Origin of the sequence: Streptomyces sp. NPDC021093 (genome assembly GCF_044333135.1) — a bacterium.
Taxonomy (GTDB): Bacteria; Actinomycetota; Actinomycetes; order Streptomycetales; family Streptomycetaceae; genus Streptomyces.
Genome location: NZ_JBIRQJ010000009.1, coordinates 395,740 through 415,421, shown reverse-complemented (window position 1 = coordinate 415,421; position 19,682 = coordinate 395,740). Strand labels below are relative to the sequence as shown.

The window sequence follows — 19,682 nt, the reverse complement described above, 5'->3', positions numbered from 1 at the left end:
ACCCCGAAGTGGTTGAACATTCCACTACGGGGTGTCGGTCGGAAGCCAGCGTTGCTACTGCGCCGCCGTCGCCGCCGGAATGTCGACGCGGGCGGCCCTGCGGGCCGGCCAGAGCGAGGCGAGCAGTGCTCCCGCCAGGGCGAGCAGCACTCCGAGGGCGAGGCGCCCCCAGGGCAGCACCAGCGTGTAGCCGACGACGTTCTCCTGGAGGGTGCGGCCGAGCGCCCAGCCCAGGAAGACACCCAGGACTGTGCCGACGGCCGCGCCGAGCGCCCCGACGAGCAGGGCCTCCAGGCGGATCATCCGGCCCACGCCGGCCCGGTCGAGACCGATGGCGCGCAGCGTGCCGATCTCCTTGCCGCGTTCGACGACGGACATCGCGAGGGTGTTGGCGACGCCCAGCGCGGCGATCACGAGGGCCATGCTCAGCAGTGCGTGGAACACGTTGAGCTGGTCGCCGATGCCGCTGGTGTCCTCGGCCGCGATGCTCTCCTTGTCGAGGACGGCCAGCGCGGGATTGTCGCCGAGAGCGCGGGTGACGTCCGCGCGCGCGGCCCCGCCGGGGCCGCCGTCCGTGGCGACGAGGATCGCGTGGGTGCTCGGGTTCGAGTCGTAGCGGGCCACGAGGGAGTCGGGCGCGGTGATGCTGGGCGTCAGGTCGCTCTGCTCGTCCGCCCGGTAGACGGCGCCGACGGTGACGCTGCCGCGCTTGCCGTCCCGTACCAGCGGGAGGCTCTGGCCGACCTTCCAGCCGGTCGCCGCGGCCTTGAAGTCGGCCACGGCGATCTTTCCTTCGGCGAGGCTGGCGAGAGTGCCCTCGACGACGTCGTACCGCAGCAGCCGGCCGATGACGGTGGGGTCGACACCGGTCAGCACCGAGGGGGAGCCGCCCAGCTCGTACGAGGTGGACTGGTTGAGCGGGCTGTACGTGGCGCCCGGCAGCCTCTTGAGGGGCTCGGCGGTGGCGGGGGTCATCCGCTGGCCGCCCGCCGGGGCCTTCACCACGTAGTCGGCGGTGAGGGCGTCGGTCGTCGCGCGCTCCAGGTACTGGGTGGCGGAGGCGCCGAGGACGGACAGGCCCGAGGCGAGCGCGAGGGCGATGGCGAGCGCCGCTGCGGTGGCACCGGTACGGCGGGGGTCGCGCACGGTGTTGCGGGCGGCGAGGTCGCCGTGCACCGGGCCCAGCTTGAGCAGCAGCGGCCGGAGCAGGGCGACGAACGGCCGCGACAGCAGCGGAATCAGACCGATCGCGCCGATCAGGGCGAGGGCCGCGCCGAGTCCGATGACGGTCCGGGCGTCCCGCCCGGCGGCAAGGGCCCCGTACAGCACGGCGGCGACGCCGACCAGCACCAGCGCGGCACCGGTCCGGCTGCGCAGCGATCCGGCCCGCGCGGGCGCCGTGTGCTCGGCCGTACCGAGTGCGGCCACGGGCGGGACGGCCATGGCCCTGCGGACCGGAAGCCATGCGGCGACCACGGGCAGGGCGGTGCCGACCAGCATCGAGACGAGCACGGTCGCCGGGGTGAGGACCAGCGGGGCGGCCGGTGCGTCGGCGGCGGCGAAGAGCGTCTGGAGGAGGGCGGCGACCCCTGTCCCGGCGGCGAGACCGGCCACCGAGGCGAGCACACCGACGAGGAACGACTCGGTCAGCAGAATCCGGCGCACCTGCTGACGGGTGGCGCCGACCGCCCGCAGCAGGGCCAGCTCCCGGGTGCGCCGGGAGACCAGCATGGTGAAGGTGTTGGAGATGAGGAAGGCGGCGACGAACAGGGCGACCGCGGCGAAGCCCACCATGATCTGACTCATCGTGTCGCTGTCGCTGGAGGCGAGGTTGGCCTGCAGTCGGGCGAGCTGGGCACCGGTGACCGCGCTGGTGTTCTTGGGCAGCACCTGGTCGACGCGGTCGCCGAGTCGGCTCATGTCGGTGCCGGGGACGGCCGTGATCTCGATGTTCGTGTACTGGCCCGGCCGCAGGAACAGTTGCTGTGCGGCGGCGTTGCCGAACAGCGTCAGGGTGCCTCCGGGGGTGAGCTTGGACCCGTCCGTACGGAAGACCCCGGTGAGCCGGTAGGAGCCGGCGCCCGTGTTCGTACCGACGCGCACGGTGTCGCCGATGCGATAGCCGGCCTTGGCCGCGCTGGCCTCGTCGAGGGCGATCGTGCCGTTGCCGGTCGGGCCCGACCCCCGGGTGAAGACGTAGGCGGGGTCCGAACCCCGCGGGTTCGGGGCGAAGTTGCCGCCCCGGCGGAACTCGCCGGTGCCGAGCGGCCTGCCCTCGCGGTCGGCGACGGCGGCGAAGCCGCTCACCCGGCCCGCGGCGGCGTCGACGCCGGGGAGCCCGGCAAGAGTGGCCGCGGTGCCGGAGTCGAGCGTGGCGGGCGGGGCACCGGGGACGGTGTCGGGTGCGACGTTGAGGGAGACGCGGTCGTAGCCGGCGGTCGCCCGGTCGACGGCGGCCTGCTTCAGGCTGTCGCCGTGGACGAGGCTGCCGGAGATGAAGGTGACCCCGAGCACGACCGCGAACGCGGTCATCAGCAGACGGGCCTTGTGCGCGAGGACATTGCGCAGGGCGGTACGGAACATGGGGTGCGGGTCCCTGGGAGAGGCGGGCTCGGCGGAGGCGAGCGGGTGGCTGGTGGCGGGTGCGGTGCCGGGGGAACGCGGGCAGCCGGTCAGGTGCCGGGAGAGAGGGCGGGCGGCCGGTCCGATGCGGCGAGAGGGCAGGCGGCTGGTCCGAGGCGGCGAGAGGGCGGCAGTCGGTCCGTGACCGGGCGTGGGTCGGCCGGTGCGTGACCGGGCGTGGGTCAGCTGGTGCGGGACCGGGTGTCGAAGGCCTTCATCCGGTCCAGGACCCGGTCGGGGGTGGGCCGCGTCATCTCGTCGACCGGACGGCCGTCGGACAGGAAGACCACACGGCCGGCGTACCCGGCGGCGACCGGATCGTGGGTGACCATGACCACGGTCTGGCCCAGTTCCCGCACCGAGTCCCGCAGGAAGCCGAGGACCTCGGCCCCGGCGCGGGAGTCGAGATTGCCGGTGGGCTCGTCGCCGAAGACGATCGCGGGACGGGACACCAGCGCGCGGGCCACCGCGACGCGCTGCTGCTGCCCGCCGGACAGCTCGCCGGGGCGGTGACCGAGCCGGTCCGCGAGGCCGACCATGGAGACCACGCGGTCCACCCACTGCGCGTCGGGGCGACGGCCGGCGATCGTCATCGGCAGGGTGATGTTCTCCAACGCGGTCATCGTCGGCAGCAGGTTGAACGACTGGAAGATGAAACCGATCCGCTCCCGGCGCAGCGCCGTGAGCTGCCGGTCGTTGAGCGCGGCCAGCTCGGTGGTGCCGATGCGGACGGAGCCGGAGCTGAACGAGTCGAGCCCGGCGGCACAGTGCATCAGGGTGGACTTGCCACAGCCGGAAGGGCCCATGATCGCGGTGAACTCGCCCTCCCGGAAGGAGAGGGAGACCCGGTCCAGGGCGACGACACGGGTGTCTCCGCTGCCGTAGACCTTGGACAGGTCGGTGACGGTGGCGGCGATTCCGCCGGCCGGGTGCGGTGCGAGCGTGTCGAGGGGTACGGCGGTCACGGGGGCTCCTCTTCGGGTGCGGAACGGTGCACTCCGAAGGGTGTCCGGGCAACGTATCGGGGCCTGGGCCGCCGTGTATCGGTGCCCGCGCCGCTTCGTATCAGTTGTGTACGACCCGGGCGGTGGGGTCTCTACGGTCAGGCCGGTAGGCGCAGGGTGGCGACGGCGCCGCCGTCCGGGGCGTTCTCCAGGAGCAGTTCGGCGCCGAGGAGCCGGGCCTGGCCGAGGGCGATGGTCAGGCCGAGACCGTGGCCCGAGCCGCGTTCCGCCGCGCCCGTGTGGAAGCGGCGCGGGCCGTGCAGCAGCAGGTCGGAGGGGAAACCGGGGCCGTGGTCGCGTACGACCACGGTGCGGCCTTCGACGGTGACCTGCACCGGGGCGCCCCCGTGCCGGTGGGCGTTGACGACGAGGTTGCCGACGATCCGTTCGAGACGGCGCGGGTCGGTCTCCACGGTCTGCGCGGCGTCCGTGACAGCGCTGCCGGTGTCCGTGACAGTGCTGCCGGTGTCCGTGACAGTGCTGCCGGTGTCCGTGACAGTGCTGCCGGTGTCGAAGCCGGTACGCGCCACGGCCTCGGCGACGACCGCGCCGAGCGGGACCCGGGCGCGGACCGGCTGTTCGGCCCCGGCGTCCAGCCGGGAGATCTCCAGGAGGTCCTCGACCAGGCCGCGCAGATCACGCACCCGGGCCCGGAGCAGGTCCTCCGTCTCACCCGGCGGCAGCAGGTCGGCGGTGGCGAGCAGACCGCCGACAGGGGTGCGCAGCTCGTGCGCCACGTCCGCGGTGAACCGGCGCTCGGTGCGCAGCCGTCGGCCGAGACTGTCCGCCATGAGGTCGACGGTGGCGGCGATGTCGGCCACCTCGTCACCGCCCTTGGTGGGTCCGGTACGGGCGTCCAGGTCACCGGCGGAGATCCGGCCCGCGGTCTCGGAGACCCGCCGCAACCGGCGGCCGAGCAGCCCGGCCCCGCAGACCGCGAGGGGAGTGGCCGCCGCGAGCGAGACCAGCGAGGCCACCACCATGGTCAGGTCGAGCCGGTGCAGCCCGTAGAGCTCCGAACTCATGTTGACCCGGAAGGCCAGCACCTTACTGCCCGGCCCTTCGACCCGCTGGGCGGCCCAGACGCTCGGGCCCACATTCCCGTCGACACGCTCGTCGTGGGCCGCGTGCCGGTCGTCGTCGGTCGGGTGCCGCAGCGCGGCGGGCAGGTCGGCAGGATCGAGCTCGGCGCCGTCGACGAGGGTGCCGGTGCGCCGGTAGGCGTCCGCGGCCGAGTACAGCGAGTTGAGGGCCTGCGCCTCGGCGCGGCTGCGGATGTCCCCGGCGGTCCACACGTGCACGAGCACACCCACCGCCGCCGCGACCAGACAGGCCGTGGCCGCGGCCAGCGCGGCGATCTTCCAGCGCAGCGGAACGCGGCGCCGGAACGTGCCCGACGGCCACAGACGGTGGAGCGGACCCATGCGCCTCACCGCCTGAGCTTGTAGCCGAAGCCGCGGACCGTCTCGATCCGGTCCCGGCCCAGCTTGCCGCGCAGCCGCTGCACACACAGGTCCACGACCCGGCTGTCGCCGTCCCAGCCGTACTCCCACACGTCCCGCAGCAGGGTGTGCCGCTCCAGCACGATGCCCGGGTGGGCGGCGAACTCAAGGAGCAGCTTCAGCTCGGTCGGGGTCAGCGCCACCGGGCTTCCGGAGACGGACACCTCCAGGCCGCCTGTGTCGATGGTCAGGTCCCCGAAGACCAGCAGGTCGCCCTCGGACGGCGCAGGACCGTCCGCTGCGGCCCCGCCGGGCACCGGGGCGGGCGCGTAGGTCGCCCGGCGCAGCAGCGAACGGATGCGTGCCACGAGCACGTACGTATCCACGGGCTTGACCACGTAGTCGTCCGCCCCGGCCTCAAGACCGGCGACGACGTCGAGCCCGTCGCCGCGGGCGGACATCATCAGCACCGGCACCAGGCTGCTCTCCCGGACCCTGCGGCACAGGCCGATGCCGTCAAGACCGGGCAGCATCACATCCAGGATCAGCAGGTCGAAGCTCTCGTCGCGAAAGAGCTCCAGCCCCGACAGCCCGTCGGCCGCAGCAGTCATCCGGTAGCCGTAGCGCTCAAGGGCAACGGTGAAGGACCGGCGCATCAGGTCGTCGTCCTCCACCAGCAGCACGCGGACGGGGTGCTGAGAGACCGGGGCCGGAGGGGGCGAGGACACGGGTGGAGGGCTCCTGTTCGTACGGTCGGGGGGCACGGGCGGTCGTCGTGAGCACGGGCCCCGTGCGCACGCACGTGCGGAGGAGACCTGACAGGAACGATATGGCAGATATCCGGCGCGGTACTGCCCGCGCGGCCCGGCGCACGGATCCGATGGACGACCAAGCGCTTCCTGATACACGGTCGATACAGAGCCGTCGGCCGGGCCCGCCCGGGTCAGGACGGCTACCGGCCGGAGGTCCAGACGGTGCCGCGGGCCTCGTACTCCAGCACGGTCTCCACACCGAGTGCGGCGTCGACACCCAGCTCGCGGCGGACCAGCCGGAGCGCCAGGTCCAGGCCCGAGGTGACGCCTCCGGCGGTGACCAGGTCACCGTCGTCGACGACCCGCGCCTTCTTCAGCACGCCGCCCTGCTTTTCGAGGTCGGTCCTGGCCTTGTGATGAGTGGTGCAGGGCCGGCCGCGGGTGACACCGGCGGCGGAGAGGAGCAGCACACCGGTGCACAGACCGGCGAGGGTCAGCCCCGGCCGGCGGGCCTCGGCCAGGGCGCGGGGCAGGGCGCCCCGCCGGATCTCGGCCCAGACCCCCGGGCCCTCCGGGCGTGCGTACCCACCGCCGGGTACGACGAGGACGTCCGCCTCCTGAGGTGCCCAGCCGTGGTCGACGCGGACCTTGGTGCCGTAGGCGGCCGTGACGGTGCGGGGGCCGTCGAGGGATACGTAGCGCACCTCGACGTCGCGGTCGGTGAAGTGGTCCGAGGCGGAGAACACCTCGTACGGGGCCACGAGGTCGAGCTCCTCGACGCCCTGGAAGAGCACGACCTGTACGCGCAGGGGGCGACGGGGGCCGGATCCGGAAGGTGCGGGCGCCGTGGTCGCGGCGCTCGCGGCGGCGGGGACGCCGGTCGCGAGGCCGGCGGCACCGAGAGCGGTCGCGGTGCGCAGCAGAGTACGTCGGTTCACGTGGGTCTCCTGTGTTCGTGGTGGGGTGGGCAACCGCCGCCCGTCGGCGACGTACCGGGCGCAGGTCACGCGCTGCGTACGACGCCGCGGCGCTCGTACTCCAGGACTTCCTCGGCGAGCAGGGCCGTGTCCGGGCCGAAGAACCGCTCGACCAGCCAGATGCCCAGGTCGATGCCGGAGGTGACGCCTCCACAGGTGACCAGGTCTCCGTCGTCGACGACCCGGCCGCCGACCACGCGGCCACCCTGCGCCCGGAGGTCCTCCAGAGCGATGTGATGCGTCGTGCAGGGGCGCCCGTCCGTCAGGCCGGCGGCGGACAGCAGCATGGTCCCCGTGCACACCGCCGCCAGGACCAGGCCGTCCCGGCGGGCTGCCGCCAGCGCCCGCGGCAGGGTGCCGCGCCGGATCTCCCGCTGGACGCCGGAGCCGTCGCCGTAACCCGCTCCGGGAACGACGATCACGTCGGCGGCCCGCGGTGACCAGGCGTCCCGGCAGACGACCTCCATGCCGGCGGCCGTCGTCACCCGACGGGAGCCGTCCACGGTGACGAAGGACTGCGTGAGGTGCTCCTCGCCGACGATGCCGAACACCTCGATGTGACCGGCGAAGTCCTGTTCCTCCACACCGTCGTAGAGCACGGTGTGCACGCGGAGCGGGCGCGCGGGGCGCGGACGTGCGGACGGGGACGCGGACGGGGAAGGCATGGAGGGACCTCCGTGAAGACGCGAGGGCGTGGTCCCCGGAGGAGACCGGGGAGCGGGAACGCGTTCAGTCTTCCGGCGGCCGGTGATCAACAACACCGGCACGCGTGCCCCTGGTGCGCAAGATACGGCCAGCCCGGTCGCGCGAGAAACGGCCGGTCAGGTCTGCGCGAGATACGGCCCGTTCGCTTGCGCCGGGGACGTCGTCAGTGGCGGAAGGCGGCCCGGTACGCGGACGGTGTCGTGCCGACCTGACGTGCGAAGTGGTGGCGGAACGTCTCCACGGAGCCGAAGCCGGTCGCCTCCGCGACCCTCGTCAAGGGCAGCCCCGTCGTCTCCAGGAGCTCCCTGGCACGCTGGACGCGCTGCGCGAGCAGCCAGCGCAGCGGTGTGGTGCCGGTCTGGGCGCGGAAGTGCCGGGCCAGGCTGCGCCTGCTGATCATCGCGTGCGCGGCGATGTCGGCCAGGGAGAGCGGCTCGCTCAGCTTGCCGCGCATCCACTCCAGCGTTTCGCCGAGGTCGGCGGAGTCCGTTCCGGGCGCGCGGTGCTCGATGAACTGGGCCTGGCCGCCGGAACGTTGAGGAGGCATCACCAGCATCCGGGCGGCGTGCGCGGCGGCAGCCGCACCGTGGTCACGGCGGACCATGTGCAGACACAGGTCCAGGCCCGCGGCGATGCCGGCCGAGGTGAGCACCTGCCCCTCGTCGACGTAGAGGACGGACGGGTCGACGCTGGTGCCGGGGAACCGCTCGGCCAGTGCGCCGGCGAACCGCCAGTGCGTCGTCGCCCGGCGGTTCTCCAGAAGTCCGGCATGCGCGAGGGCGAAGGCCCCGGTGCAGATGGAGGCGATCCGGGCTCCCCCGGCCGACGCCTCCCGCAACAGCCGTACCGCGCGGGGGTCAGGCGTGCGTTCGACGGGGATGCCGGGGACGATGACCGTGTCCGCACCGAGGACGTCGTCCCAGCGGTGGGAGGAGGAGACCCGGAAAGGTTCCGTGGGCCCGGCCGTTGCCGCCGTCTCACGGTCGACGCACACGCGGACCTCGTAGGCGGGCGAGCCGTCGGGGCCGGTGACGAGCGCGAACACCTGGCAGGGTATGGCGAGATCGAAAGCCGACACCCCGTCGAGCGCGAGAACCGCAACCACGTGCATACGCCCGGAGCGTACGCCACGCGGGACCAGGGCGGGGGAGTGCCCACCGACCGGCCCCAGGAGGCCTCTCCGTCGGTACGCTGGAGAGATGGTGGACGAGGTGTTGATCGCACTGGCCTCCGCGGCCGGAGCCGCAGTGGCTTCCGCCGCCGGTACGGACGCGTGGAGCGGCTTCCGGCAGCGGGTGAGCCGCATCTTCGGCCGTACCGGAACTCCGGAGGCCCGCCTGGCTCTTGAGCGCCTCGACCGGACGGCGGCCGAGCTGGACCGGGCCGACGCCCAGGACGCCGAAAGGGCCAGGGCCACGGCGGTGGCTTCCTGGCAGGCTCATTTCCAACACGTTCTGGAAGGTCTGAGCGAAGCGGACCGGGCCGAAGTGGCCGTACAGCTCCGCGAGTTGGTGGCCACCGTCCGGCAACCGCCGGGCGGGGCCACGGCCGGTGACGGCGGGCTCGCTGTCGCGGGCAGCGCGGACATCCGCGCCGACCACGGGTCCGCCGCCGCCGGAGTGATGGGCGACGTGACCCTGGGAAACCCTCCGGGGCCGGTCCAGGGGCAGAGCTGAGTCCACCCTGGACCGTTCCGGCACCGCCGAGCACCGGCGGTCCCACGATCAGCGCGCTGCACCACAGCATCGCGGTCAACACCATCAACCACCTCGACTACTACGCCGTTCCCGCGCCGCGTCCGGCCGGCACATGGCCCCGATGGGTCGGTGTCGTCCCCGGAGAGGCGGAGTGCTTCCAGCACCGCAGTGCCGCCGAAGCGCTGGAGCCGACGGTGGCCGGAGACGGAACGGGGGTGCTGTGCCAGGTCCTGTCCGGGACCGGCGGGGTCGGCAAGACCCAACTGGCGGCGCACTGTGCCCGCCGGGCCTGGCGGGCCGGGTCGGTGGAGTTGCTGGTGTGGGTCACCGCGTCGAGCCGGGAAGCGATCGTCAGCTCGTACGGCCGGGTCGGGACGGACGTGCTCGGAGCGGATCCCGCAGACCCCGGGCAGGCCGCCTCCCGCTTCCTGGCCTGGGCCGAGACCACCGACCGCCGATGGCTGGTCGTGCTGGACGACTTGGCCGACCCCGCCGACCTGCGCGGCCTCTGGCCGCCCGCCGGGCCCCGGGGCCGGGTGCTGGTCACCACGCGGCGCCGCGACGCCGCCCTCAGCGGTCAGCGGCGCCGGCGGATCGACGTCGGCCTGTTCACCCCGGCCGAGGCCACCTCGTACCTCACTGCCCAACTCGCCGCCCACGGCCGCCAGGACGACGTGGAGGAGATCGCGGGCCTGGCCGCCGACCTGGGGCACCTTCCCCTGGCCCTCGCACAGGCCGCCGCGTACGTCGTGGATCTGGGCCTGCACTGCGCCGAGTACCGCGCCCGGCTGGCGGACCGGACCCGGTCCCTGCCCGATCTGGTCCCCGAGGACAGCGCTCTGCCCGACGACCACCGCACCACCCTCACCGCCACCTGGTCGCTGTCGGTCGAGCACGCGGACCGGCTCCGTCCCACAGGGCTGGCGCGCCCGATGCTCCAACTTGCCAGTCTGCTCGACCCGAACGGCATCCCCACCGCGGTGCTGACCAGCGCTCGGGCCCTGGCCCATCTCACCGGGCACCGGCCCCTCGGCGGCAACGGGCCCGTGCGTCCGGCCAGCGCGGAGGACGCTTCGGGAGCCCTCCGGTGCCTGCACCGCCTCAGCCTCGCCGACCACACCCTCGACACCCCCCATCAGGAGGTGCGCGTCCACAACCTCATCCAACGTGCCACCAGGGAGCGGCTGTTACCGCACGAACACGACGACCTCGCCCGTATCTGCGCCGACGCCCTCGTAGATGTCTGGCCCACGACGGAACGCGACACGTCCCTCGCGCAGGCCCTGCGTGCCAATGCCGCCATCCTCATCGCCCATGCGGGCGCCGCACTGTGGCGGACCGGCAGCCACCCCCTTCTGCTCCGCACCGGAATCAGCCTGGGAGCAGTCGGCCTGGTCGCCGCCACGACCGCCTATTTCAGGGACCTCCACGCCACAGCGTGCCGCCGCCTCGGCCCCGGGCACCCCGACGCCCTCGTGGCCCGCCACTATCTCGTCGTCTGGCAGGGCGAGGCAGGGGATCTGGCAGGCGCGAAGGCCGGTTTCAGCGAGCTGCTCGCCGACCGGGAGCGGCTGCTCGGCGCCGAGCACCCCGACACCTTGGCCGCCCGCGGCGACATGGCCGCCCTGCTGGGGCAGTCGGGCGACCCGGCGGGTGCGGCCCTGGCATCAGAAGCTGTCCTCAGGGACTCGGTACGCGTACTTGGGACGGACCACGAACAGACCTTGACGGCCCGTCAGAACATCGCCCACTGGACGGGCGAGGCAGGAAATCCGGCGGAGGCGGTGCGGGCTTGCGAGCGTCTGCTCGCCGACACCTCACGGCTGCTCGGCCCGGACCACCGCAAGACCCTGAGCGCCCGGTTCCACCTCGCCATCTGGCGGGGGGAGGCGGGGGATCCGGCGGGTGCCGCTGTCGCCTTCGAGGAACTGGCCGCCGATCAGACACGGATCCTGGGTCCCGACCACCCGTTCACCCTGGGCAGTCGGCACAACCGCGCCCGGTGGCTGGGGAGAGCCGGGGATCCGGTGGGCGCCACGGCCGCCTTCGAGGAGCTGCTGGCCGACACGATACGAGTCCTGGGCCCCGACCACCCGGAGACTCTGGACACCCGCCACCATCTCGCCTCCTGGCGGGGCGAGGCAGGAGACACACCCGGCGCCGTGGACGCGCTGGAGGAGGTGCTGGCCGACCGGCTGCGGCTGCTCGGGACCGACCACCCCCATACCCTCACGAGCCGCGCCAACCTCGCCTACTGGCGGGGAAAAGCGGGAGATCCGGCGGGCGCCGCCACGGCCGCGTCGGCGCTGCTGGCCGATCGTCTGCGGATCCTGGGCCCCGACCATCCCGACACCCTGACGACCCGCGCGAACCTCGCCCAGTGGCAGGGTGAGGCGGGCGATGCCCCCGGTGCCGTCGAGGTACTGGAGGGCCTGCTGGCCGATCGTCTGCGGGTGCTCGGTCCCGACCACCCCCACACCCTGTCCGCCCGCCACACGCTCGCCGAGTGGCGAGGACGGGCGGGCGACCCGACGGGCGCCGCCGCCGCATTCGCACAGCTGCTGACCGATCAGCTACGGACACTCGGCCCCGACCACCCCTCCACCTCGGCCACCCGTCGCCGCCTCGCCGCCTGGCAGGCCGATCTACCGGACGGGGGTGACCCACGGCGGTGGAGCACCGTGCCGAGGCCGACCTGAGCAGGTTCCGTACGGTGCTGACGTGACGGTGGCGATGTGGCGATGTGGCGGCGTGGCGGCGTGGCGACGTCACCACGGCGGAGGCTTCTCGGCCGACCGAAAGCCGAGGCGGGACCGGGCTCTGACGGCTGCCGCCAACTGTGGTCACCGGTCGAATGACCATGGCTCGATAGCGCTCTTGACCATGATGAAACGCCAGAGCGAGTCTGTTCGAAGACTGAAGACCCAGGAGCGTACTCCAGTCTCGTGCTCCACTCGCGCATGGAGGTTCCATGGAAATCCAGCTGAACACCGAACTCGACAGCGACCTCGGTGAACTAGAGGTACTTGAGATGGATGAACTGCAAGTCAGCGGTTCGTCCACGGCCTACAACTACATCGCCAAGAACGCAGACCGTTCCTCGGACATGCCGGCGGGCTGACCGGCCCGACCGAATCACCTCATGAGGAGCTCACAAGGTCCTCTGAATTCTCTGGTGTCCTGCACGTCACCGGAGCGCCAGAAGGGCAAGGGCACCACTGCGGCCTCGCGACCGGTACACGGTGCCTGACTGTCGCGAGGCCGGAGCGCTGCCTGCTTGTGGGCTCCTTATGATTCTCTCCCCGCGATCCGGCTCTCTCCCCGATCGTCGAGGATCGTTCGAGAATTCCAGCACCTTGCGTACCCGGTCGGCTCCACCGTCCGGATCAGGACGGATGGCATGGATCTTCTGCTGCTCTTTCCGCCGCTCACGGAGGCAACTCTCTTTCCGTATCTGAGCCTGCCCTATCTCGCCGGTCACGTCCGCCGGTTCGGCTACAGCGCACATCAGGTGGATCTGAGCATCGAATTGGTCCACCGGCTTCTGGACGGCCCGGCGCTCAAGCAGAAGGCCCATGTCCTGGACGAGGCGCGGTCTCTGCCCACCTGGTACCGGGCGGTGGTGGCCGATGCCGCCCTGCAGCATCTCGGTGAGATGCGTGACTTCGTCCTGACGAAGGCTCCGGCGCCCCGCCTCGGTCCCGTGCGCGCGGTGCGACTGGCCCGGCAGGCCGCCCAACTGATGCTGCGCGAATCGGCGTTGTCACAAGTGTGGGACGACTTCGACTCACTTGACCGGGCGGTGCTCGGGCTGTCCGAATCGAAGGTGGATTCTCTCGACTTCGCGACCCGGAATCTGCACAGCCTGCTGACCGAGGCCCTTGACCGTTCCGCGCCGAGGGCGGTCGGCATATCCGTCGCCTTCTTCAGCCAGTTGGCGCCGGCTCTGCTGATTGCCCGGTGGATCCGGCTGCTCCACCCGGGCATTTCCATCTGCCTCGGCGGACAGCAGATCATGCTGCGCCACGATGAACTGGCCGCCATGACCTCCGTACGTACAGCGGTGGACGCGCTCTGTGTCACGGCGGGCGAAGAGCCCTTGGAGCGCTGGCTGGCCCATCTCACCGGGAACGCGCCGTGCTCCGATGTACCGGGGATGAGATGGCTGAGCCCCGGAGGCGTGACGGTACCCAGCCGAATGCCCACTCTTCGCTTCCAGGACGTGGGCGCGCCCGACTACGGCGGGTTGAAGGTGCACTCCTATCTCAATGACACCGTCGTCCTCTCCATGGTGTCCTGTGTGGGCTGTTACTGGGGACGCTGCATCTTCTGTTCCTACGGCAACCGGTCTCTCGAACGCGGGGCCTACCAGCAGGCTTCCCCGGGGCAACTCGCAGACACGGTATGCCGGATCGTGGAGAGTACCGGAATCAGCTTCGTCACCGTTGTCGACGAGAACACGAACCTGCGACTGCTCGCCCGAGCCATGCGGCTGGTGCGCGAGAGCGGTCTTCGGGTCCGTTTCAACACGCGCAACCGACTGGAGCCGATCCTGCTCGATCCGGCCTTCTGCCAGGAACTGGCCGAACTCGGCTGTGAGGGAATGGCCGTCGGCTATGAGGGCGTCACACAGCGACTGCTCGACAGACTGGACAAGGGCGTCCGTGCCGCAGACTTCCAGGTCATCCTCGACAACCTCGCGGCAGCGGACATCCAGGTCAACCTCTCGGTGATGGGCGGCCTTCTGGACGAGACCGAAGAGGAGTCCGAGGAGTCACTCCGGTTCCTCGAACGCAACCGGGAAAAGTTCGCGATTGACGCATTCGAACTCATGGTGGTCGAGCCAGGAACCCGTCTGCTGGCCGAGCCGCAATGCTTCGGCGTGGTCCTCGACAGCTCCGATGCGTTCGCCGACAACCGCGAACTCAACTACCTGGGCGGCAGAGTGGGGAAACGGCACACCGTCGTCGGCGGACCCGGGCGCCCGGACATGCTGCAGCGGCTGAAGAGCGGCATGCGCCGGATCTCTGCGGCGTCGGCCGCACCCGCAGGAGCCGCAGGGCAGTCCCCGGTGAACCACGTCGCGCTGCGCCCGCATCCGTGGATCCGGTGCGCTCCAGCGAGGTTCGCCCCGCACGGTCCGGGCGGCGGCTCCTCGCTGTTGGCCGATCCGGTACGGGAACGGGTGTACTCGCTGCCGAAGAACCACGTGACCCGACCCACCGCGCCTGGCGGGCCCTTGATCGCGACCAGTGCGCAGGGCCGGTCGCTGCTCGGCAAACTTGCCGCAGCGGATGTCGGTGTCATGTGCGACGCACCGCTGCCGGCAACTCGTTCGTCACGCTGAAGGAGTCACACGGTGCACATCACCCTGGTCAATATGCCCTGGGCCTCAATCGACTTCCCTTCCCTGGCCCTGGGAATTCTCAAGCGTCGCGTAGCGGACGAGTTCCCGGGCAGTCGCGTCGACGTCGTGAACGCCAATCTGGACTACCTCGACTGGATCACCGAGCGAGCAGGACTGACGCGTGAGGAGTACAACTTCTGCTGGGACTCCTACTTCACCGGCTATAGCGAGTGGATCTTCTCCTCCGCCCTGTACGACGATCCGCACTGGCGCAACTCGGAATTCGCGGACCTCGTGGCGGAAGCGGTACCGGGGGACATGCTCAACAAGGGGCGACAACTGCACGCGCTCGCCCCCGAGTACATGGAATCCCTCGTCGGCCGAATTCTCGCCGACCGGCCCGACGTCGTCGGCTTCTCGACGACCTTCGCGCAGAACAGCGCGGTGCTTGCCGCGGCCAGGCTCATCAAGAAGACCGCACCCGACGTGTGCGTGGTGCTGGGCGGTGGGAATTGCGACGGCCCCATGGGCGCCGCGCTCCACCGCGGCTTCCCGTTCGTCGACTACGTCAATCGCGGTGAGGGCGAGATGTCGTTCACGCGGCTCCTCACCTGTCTTCGCGACGGGTCGGACCCTGCGGACGTTCCCGGACTCTGCTGGCGCGGTGCGGACGGCACTTCGCATGCCAATGCGATGAGCGCGGCCCCCCTGCCGGCGTCGGCACTGGTCACACCGGACTACACGGACTACTTCGAGCAGCACGCGGCCTCCCGCGCCGGGGCCATGGCCGAGCCCCACCTGGTGGTGGAGAGCTCGCGCGGCTGCTGGTGGGGCCAGAAACATCACTGCACCTTCTGCGGGCTCAATGGTTCGTTCATGGAATTCCGCAGCAAGAGCCCGGAACGGTTCGTCGACGAACTGCTCGCGATGACAGAACGCCACCAGGTGCTCAACGTCGCCGTGGCCGACAACATCCTCGACATGACCTATCTGCGGTCGGTGGTTCCGAGGCTCGCGGAGGCCGCATGCGATCTGCGCATCAGCTATGAGATCAAATCCAACATGCGCCGCGAACAGCTCGCCTCCCTCGTCGCCGCCGGAATTCACTATGTGCAGCCCGGCATCGAAAGCCTCAGTGGCCGTGTGCTGAAGTTGATGGACAAGGGCGTGACCGGCTGCCAGAACGTCCGCATGCTGCGGGACGCGGAATCAGTGAGCCTCGGCGTCGTATGGAACTACCTCTTCGGCTTTCCGGACGAGACCGAGGAGGACTACGAAGCGGTCATCGACCAGTTCCCGGCCATCCACCATCTCGCTCCGCCGAACGGTGTCACCCGCATAGCCATCGAACGCTTCAGCCCCTACTTCAACCGCCCAGAACTCGGATTCGGCGACCTGCGGCCCGCCGCTCACTACGCGGTGATCTACGACCTTCCGGAATCCGAACTCCGCGACATGGCCTATGTCTTCGACGCGGCGCACCGAGGAATCTCCACCACGCAGGCAGAGCGGTTGGAGAAGGCCGTCGAGACCTGGCGTCACGAGTTCCCTCAAGGGCGGCTGACGCAGTGCGACCTGACCGACTCCATCGTCCTCACCAACACCCGCCCCGGCTTCGCCTGGAGGACGATGCGTATCGAAGAACCCTGGGAGACGGCCGCCTTCCGCCTGCTGGAACAGCCCTGCACACGCGATGTACTGAGGAAGAAGCTCCGGGCGGACAGCCACCACATCGCCGCTGAGGACGTGTCGGCCTTGCTCGCCCTCTGGCGCACGCGGGGACTGCTCTTCGAGGACGGCGGTCAGACCGTGCACGTCGTACCGCATGCCGCCAACCAGGATCTCAGGCGCTGGGTGACCCGCGACGGCAGTCCGGCGCTGGTGCCCGCACTGCTCCACGGCCAGGAGCGCCGAACTCCGGAAGCGAGTGCGGCGACGGCGCTCCGGTGCTGGCGGGAGCGCGACGAAGAGACGCGCGAGAGGGCCGGCATTTACAGGGGAGAGGAGCGGTACGAGGACACCGCTGTGGAAACCGTGTCGGACCTGGTCGCACGGGGCACCCAGCACGTCGCCCTCCCCAGGCCGGTGATAATCGGCCAAGGCGATCCCGAAAGTGACCGGCAGGCGGTCCGCGGGCTCACCCATGTGCGGGAGCTGACGGGTCACGGCCTCTCCGTCGACTGGGATCTGGACCTCGGCACGGAGATCGGGCAGTGGCGGCTGTTCAGCCATCTGTACCCGCCGCGTTCGGTGGCCGGCCCCGACGGGGACGCCGTCCTCGATCAGTGGCGCACCACGTTCCACATGAACAAGTGCGGCTACCGGCGCGGCATGGGCTTCGTCGAAGTCACCGACCTGCGCCACGGAACGCAACGGCGCGTCATCATGCGCAAGGTGCACCAGGGGAAGCTGGCGTCACTGCTGGACGGCGCCCCTGTCGCGGATTTCCGGCAACGAGAGAGAGAAGCGTTCACGAAGTCGGGTCTCGTGCACCGGATCGGCTCCCTTCTGTGGTGGTTGCCCTCCCGCATCACCCGCTGGCCGGTGGTGGGGTGACATGGCCGAGCTTCCTGGCGGAGCCGCCCTGCCGCTGCGCTCCCTCGCCGCCCGCCCGCTGCGCTCCCTCAACGCGGCCGAATGGGACCGCACTTACGATTCCGCGATCGCCGGATGGGACGAGGAGCCGCCACCCGTGCTCGGCGAACTCCTCGCCGAGCACGCTCCGCCCCCGGCCCGCATACTGGACGTCGGCTGTGGGCTCGGCACCACCGCGCGGTGGCTCGCCGGCCGCTCCTACACCGTGACGGCCTGCGACTTCTCGGCCCGGGCGGTCCAAGAGGCCCGGCGCCGCACACCTGCCGGTTCGGCGGTGCGGTACGAGGTGCTGGACATCACCGGCCACGCTCCGCCCCCGGACCCGTTCCCGGTGGTCCTCGACCGTGGCGTACTGCACACCTGCCCCACCCGCCGTGAGCGTCGGACGTTCGCCGCGGCGATGGCCCGGACGTGCGGGCCCGGCGGCCTGTGGGTACACGTGGGGGCCGCCGCGCTCAGCGAAGAGGACGCCCTGGACCAGTCCTGCGGACCGTCCTGGACCACTGAGGAGACCTTCCTCGACGCGGTGGGTACCTGGTTCACCGTGCTCGACCTCAAGATCGCCGACTTCGGCCGGCAGAAGGGTGTGACGGACTGGCCGGCTCGCTACGCCGTGCTCCGGAGGAGGGAGAACTGAGACCTTGGGCGAGCCCTTGTGCGTTGCCTGCGGGCATCTCCGCTTCGGTCTCCGGTCGGTCTCCGGTCGCTCTCCGGCTCCGGACAGCGGCAGGGTGCACGGAAGTTGCGGGAGAGGAACACCCTGCCGTGGTCACGGACGATGCTCAGACGCAGGTGCTCGTCTCGGGGGTGCAGAACCTGACCTGCGGGTAGCGCTGGGACGGCTTGTCCAGCAGGGGCTGCGGCCGGTGGCGCAGGTGCAGTTCGAGGAACGCGCGGGTGTAGCCGCGGACGATCTCCGATGCCCGGGCGGCGGGCAGTTCGGCGCCGGTGCCGAGTCCCAACTGCTCGGCCAGCAGCCCGACGTCGGTGAAGGAGGCGTGTTCGGCTCCGGCCACCACGAGCCACCGCTTCCACCCGGTCAGGTGCGGCCAGTCGCGTTCCCAGGTGGCGACCGCGTCGCCACCGCCGCCCGGGGTGTACTGGGACTGCCGGCCGAGGAACAGGAACGGCCGGGACAGACCGCTGTCCGGGATCGGGACGTCGGTCGAGCCGTCGATGTCGATCCCCGCGCGCACCCGGGGATCGGCCACCATGGACGTGACGGCGCTCGCACCGCCGACGGAGTGGCCCGCCATCGCGATTCGTGACGTGTCGATCAGCCGGGCGCCGTCCCATTTCGGGTGCGCCCCGGTCAGTTCGTCCAGTACGAAGGAGACATCGGTGGCCCGGCCCGTCTCCAGCCGTGTCCAGAACGTGGCGTTGTGCGGGATCTCGCAGGCGGCGCAGGTGGCGACCCGGCCGTCCGGGAAGGTGGTGGCGACGCTTTCGTAGGTGTGGTCGATCGCGGCCACCATGTAGCCGTGGCTCGCCAGGTCCTCGGCGAGGCCGGTCAGCGTGGTGCGCGGCTTGGTGAAGCCGGGGGAGAGCACGACGAGCGGCAGACCGCGCGGGGGCCCTGTCGGTGGGGCGTCGGCGAAGGCGTTGGTCCGCGTCGTGCTCAGCACGTCCAGCGGTACCCCGGTGATGCCTCCTTCCCTGAGGAGCAGTTCCGACTCCGTCGGAGTCATGTACTGCGCCCGCCGCCCGCTCGGCGAGGCCGTCGGGTACCACAGGGAGACCATGAGTTCGCGGGCGTTCACCCCGGAAACCCAGGGGTCGGGGCGGGAGTTGTCCGTGAGGTGCAGGGACGTGGTACCGACCGCACGGGGCCCGGTCGGTCTGGGCAGATGCGGTGCGCTGTCCGGGCCGCCCGCCGCCGTGGCGGAAGGCCCTCCGGCGGCGAGCGTGAGCAGTGCGGTGGCGACGGTCAGGCAACGACGTAAGAGCGCATGGTTCATGGGGTCGTCCGTTCTCTGCCGGGGCGGCGGACGCGGCGCAGGCCAGGGCGTCCTGTGTGTCGTACTGGACGCTATGTGCGCCTCCGCGCCGGGCGCGTCCCCCGGCAGGCCCAGTTCTGTTCGTCCGCCGGGATGAGTGCGCCCGGTGTCCTCCTTGCGGAGTAGGCGGCAGGCGTATCCGGTGGAGCTGCTGGGGGCATTGGGGAGGATGCCGCGGCGTGCGGAGGCGGGGGAGGACGCTCCGGTCGCACTGGCTCGTACTCGGCACGGCCCCGGGACTCGTACTCGGCACGGCCCCGGGACTCGTACTCGGTACGACCCCGGGACCGGCTGTGCCGACCGTTCCGTACGAGAGGGTCCCGCTGCTGGTTCTGGTGCCTCACGCGGGGGCGGCAGGCGGGCTGCGGAACTGCGCCGAGCCGCCGAGCACGAGCGAGCCCGTCTCGCTCGTGGGCCGCACGACGTGGTCACGTACAACGTCAGCGTGACGACCATCCAGGCTGGTGCTGCCCGCAAGGCCCTGGACACGGCTCCCGACCAGGCACGCGAGGCGATGCTCGCCGTCGAGGCCGAAGGTCGGCCA

The 19,682-nt window shown here is 71.2% G+C and carries 14 protein-coding genes and 1 pseudogene; 7 read left to right on the top strand and 8 right to left on the bottom strand.

Annotation, left to right across the window (positions count from 1 at the left end; genetic code table 11):
• Positions 1-54 precede the first annotated feature (54 nt).
• The 7 genes from ACH4SP_RS29125 to ACH4SP_RS29095 form a co-directional block, all read right to left on the bottom strand.
• Positions 55-2,583 (bottom strand): FtsX-like permease family protein, encoded by a 2,529-nt coding sequence (locus ACH4SP_RS29125; RefSeq protein ID WP_398419004.1) that lies wholly within the window; start codon positions 2,581-2,583, stop codon positions 55-57.
• Positions 2,584-2,804: 221 nt separating this feature from the next.
• The gene (locus ACH4SP_RS29120) at positions 2,805-3,587 is read right to left on the bottom strand and encodes an ABC transporter ATP-binding protein (protein ID WP_398419002.1); all 783 of its coding nucleotides are present in this window, start codon (positions 3,585-3,587) and stop codon (positions 2,805-2,807) included.
• 137 nt (positions 3,588-3,724) lie between these two features.
• Positions 3,725-5,050: a sensor histidine kinase gene (locus tag ACH4SP_RS29115; RefSeq protein ID WP_398419000.1), complete on the bottom strand. Its 1,326-nt coding sequence runs from the start codon at positions 5,048-5,050 to the stop codon at positions 3,725-3,727.
• A 5-nt stretch (positions 5,051-5,055) separates the two neighbouring features.
• Positions 5,056-5,796: a two-component system response regulator CseB gene (gene cseB / locus ACH4SP_RS29110; RefSeq protein ID WP_398418998.1), complete on the bottom strand. Its 741-nt coding sequence runs from the start codon at positions 5,794-5,796 to the stop codon at positions 5,056-5,058.
• Positions 5,797-6,020: 224 nt separating this feature from the next.
• The gene (locus ACH4SP_RS29105) at positions 6,021-6,758 is read right to left on the bottom strand and encodes a DJ-1/PfpI family protein (protein ID WP_398418996.1); all 738 of its coding nucleotides are present in this window, start codon (positions 6,756-6,758) and stop codon (positions 6,021-6,023) included.
• A 65-nt stretch (positions 6,759-6,823) separates the two neighbouring features.
• A complete protein-coding gene (locus ACH4SP_RS29100) occupies positions 6,824-7,462 on the bottom strand; it encodes a DJ-1/PfpI family protein (RefSeq protein ID WP_398418994.1) in 639 nt (212 codons plus the stop codon).
• A gap of 203 nt (positions 7,463-7,665) precedes the next feature.
• Positions 7,666-8,613, bottom strand: coding sequence for a GlxA family transcriptional regulator (locus tag ACH4SP_RS29095; protein WP_398418992.1), 948 nt, complete (start codon positions 8,611-8,613; stop codon positions 7,666-7,668).
• Positions 8,614-8,701: 88 nt separating this feature from the next.
• Between ACH4SP_RS29095 and ACH4SP_RS29090 the strand changes: the two genes are divergently transcribed.
• The 6 genes from ACH4SP_RS29090 (at position 8,702) to ACH4SP_RS29065 (ending at position 17,778) form a co-directional block, all read left to right on the top strand.
• The gene (locus tag ACH4SP_RS29090) at positions 8,702-9,178 is read left to right on the top strand and encodes a hypothetical protein (protein ID WP_398418991.1); all 477 of its coding nucleotides are present in this window, start codon (positions 8,702-8,704) and stop codon (positions 9,176-9,178) included.
• A 215-nt stretch (positions 9,179-9,393) separates the two neighbouring features.
• Positions 9,394-11,898 (top strand): tetratricopeptide repeat protein, encoded by a 2,505-nt coding sequence (locus ACH4SP_RS29085; protein ID WP_398418989.1) that lies wholly within the window; start codon positions 9,394-9,396, stop codon positions 11,896-11,898.
• A 272-nt stretch (positions 11,899-12,170) separates the two neighbouring features.
• Positions 12,171-12,320 carry a hypothetical protein gene (locus ACH4SP_RS29080; RefSeq protein ID WP_398418987.1) on the top strand — a complete coding sequence of 50 codons (150 nt, stop codon included), beginning with the start codon at positions 12,171-12,173 and terminating at the stop codon, positions 12,318-12,320.
• A 279-nt stretch (positions 12,321-12,599) separates the two neighbouring features.
• Complete coding sequence (locus ACH4SP_RS29075) at positions 12,600-14,546, top strand: B12-binding domain-containing radical SAM protein (protein ID WP_398418985.1); 1,947 nt, start codon at positions 12,600-12,602, stop codon at positions 14,544-14,546.
• 12 nt (positions 14,547-14,558) lie between these two features.
• A complete protein-coding gene (locus tag ACH4SP_RS29070; RefSeq protein WP_398418983.1) occupies positions 14,559-17,102 on the top strand; it encodes a RiPP maturation radical SAM C-methyltransferase in 2,544 nt (847 codons plus the stop codon).
• Position 17,103: 1 nt separating this feature from the next.
• A complete protein-coding gene (locus ACH4SP_RS29065) occupies positions 17,104-17,778 on the top strand; it encodes a class I SAM-dependent methyltransferase (RefSeq protein ID WP_398418981.1) in 675 nt (224 codons plus the stop codon).
• A 145-nt stretch (positions 17,779-17,923) separates the two neighbouring features.
• Here ACH4SP_RS29065 and ACH4SP_RS29060 read toward each other — a convergent pair whose 3' ends face one another.
• Positions 17,924-19,099 carry an alpha/beta hydrolase family protein gene (locus tag ACH4SP_RS29060; protein WP_398418979.1) on the bottom strand — a complete coding sequence of 392 codons (1,176 nt, stop codon included), beginning with the start codon at positions 19,097-19,099 and terminating at the stop codon, positions 17,924-17,926.
• A gap of 208 nt (positions 19,100-19,307) precedes the next feature.
• On the opposite strand from ACH4SP_RS29060, the pseudogene ACH4SP_RS29055 reads away from it, so the two are divergent.
• A pseudogene (locus ACH4SP_RS29055) lies at positions 19,308-19,646 on the top strand (histidine kinase dimerization/phosphoacceptor domain-containing protein); the annotation flags it as partial.
• Between the last annotated feature and the right edge of the window lie 36 nt (positions 19,647-19,682).

Coding starts and splice junctions, on each gene's coding strand:
- ACH4SP_RS29125 (WP_398419004.1), bottom strand. CDS start 2,583: ATGTTCCGTACCGCCCTGCGCAATGTCCTCGCGCACAAGGCCCGTCTG.
- ACH4SP_RS29115 (WP_398419000.1), bottom strand. CDS start 5,050: ATGGGTCCGCTCCACCGTCTGTGGCCGTCGGGCACGTTCCGGCGCCGC.
- ACH4SP_RS29100 (WP_398418994.1), bottom strand. CDS start 7,462: ATGCCTTCCCCGTCCGCGTCCCCGTCCGCACGTCCGCGCCCCGCGCGC.
- ACH4SP_RS29095 (WP_398418992.1), bottom strand. CDS start 8,613: ATGCACGTGGTTGCGGTTCTCGCGCTCGACGGGGTGTCGGCTTTCGAT.
- ACH4SP_RS29090 (WP_398418991.1), top strand. CDS start 8,702: ATGGTGGACGAGGTGTTGATCGCACTGGCCTCCGCGGCCGGAGCCGCA.
- ACH4SP_RS29080 (WP_398418987.1), top strand. CDS start 12,171: ATGGAAATCCAGCTGAACACCGAACTCGACAGCGACCTCGGTGAACTA.
- ACH4SP_RS29075 (WP_398418985.1), top strand. CDS start 12,600: ATGGATCTTCTGCTGCTCTTTCCGCCGCTCACGGAGGCAACTCTCTTT.
- ACH4SP_RS29065 (WP_398418981.1), top strand. CDS start 17,104: ATGGCCGAGCTTCCTGGCGGAGCCGCCCTGCCGCTGCGCTCCCTCGCC.
- ACH4SP_RS29060 (WP_398418979.1), bottom strand. CDS start 19,099: ATGAACCATGCGCTCTTACGTCGTTGCCTGACCGTCGCCACCGCACTG.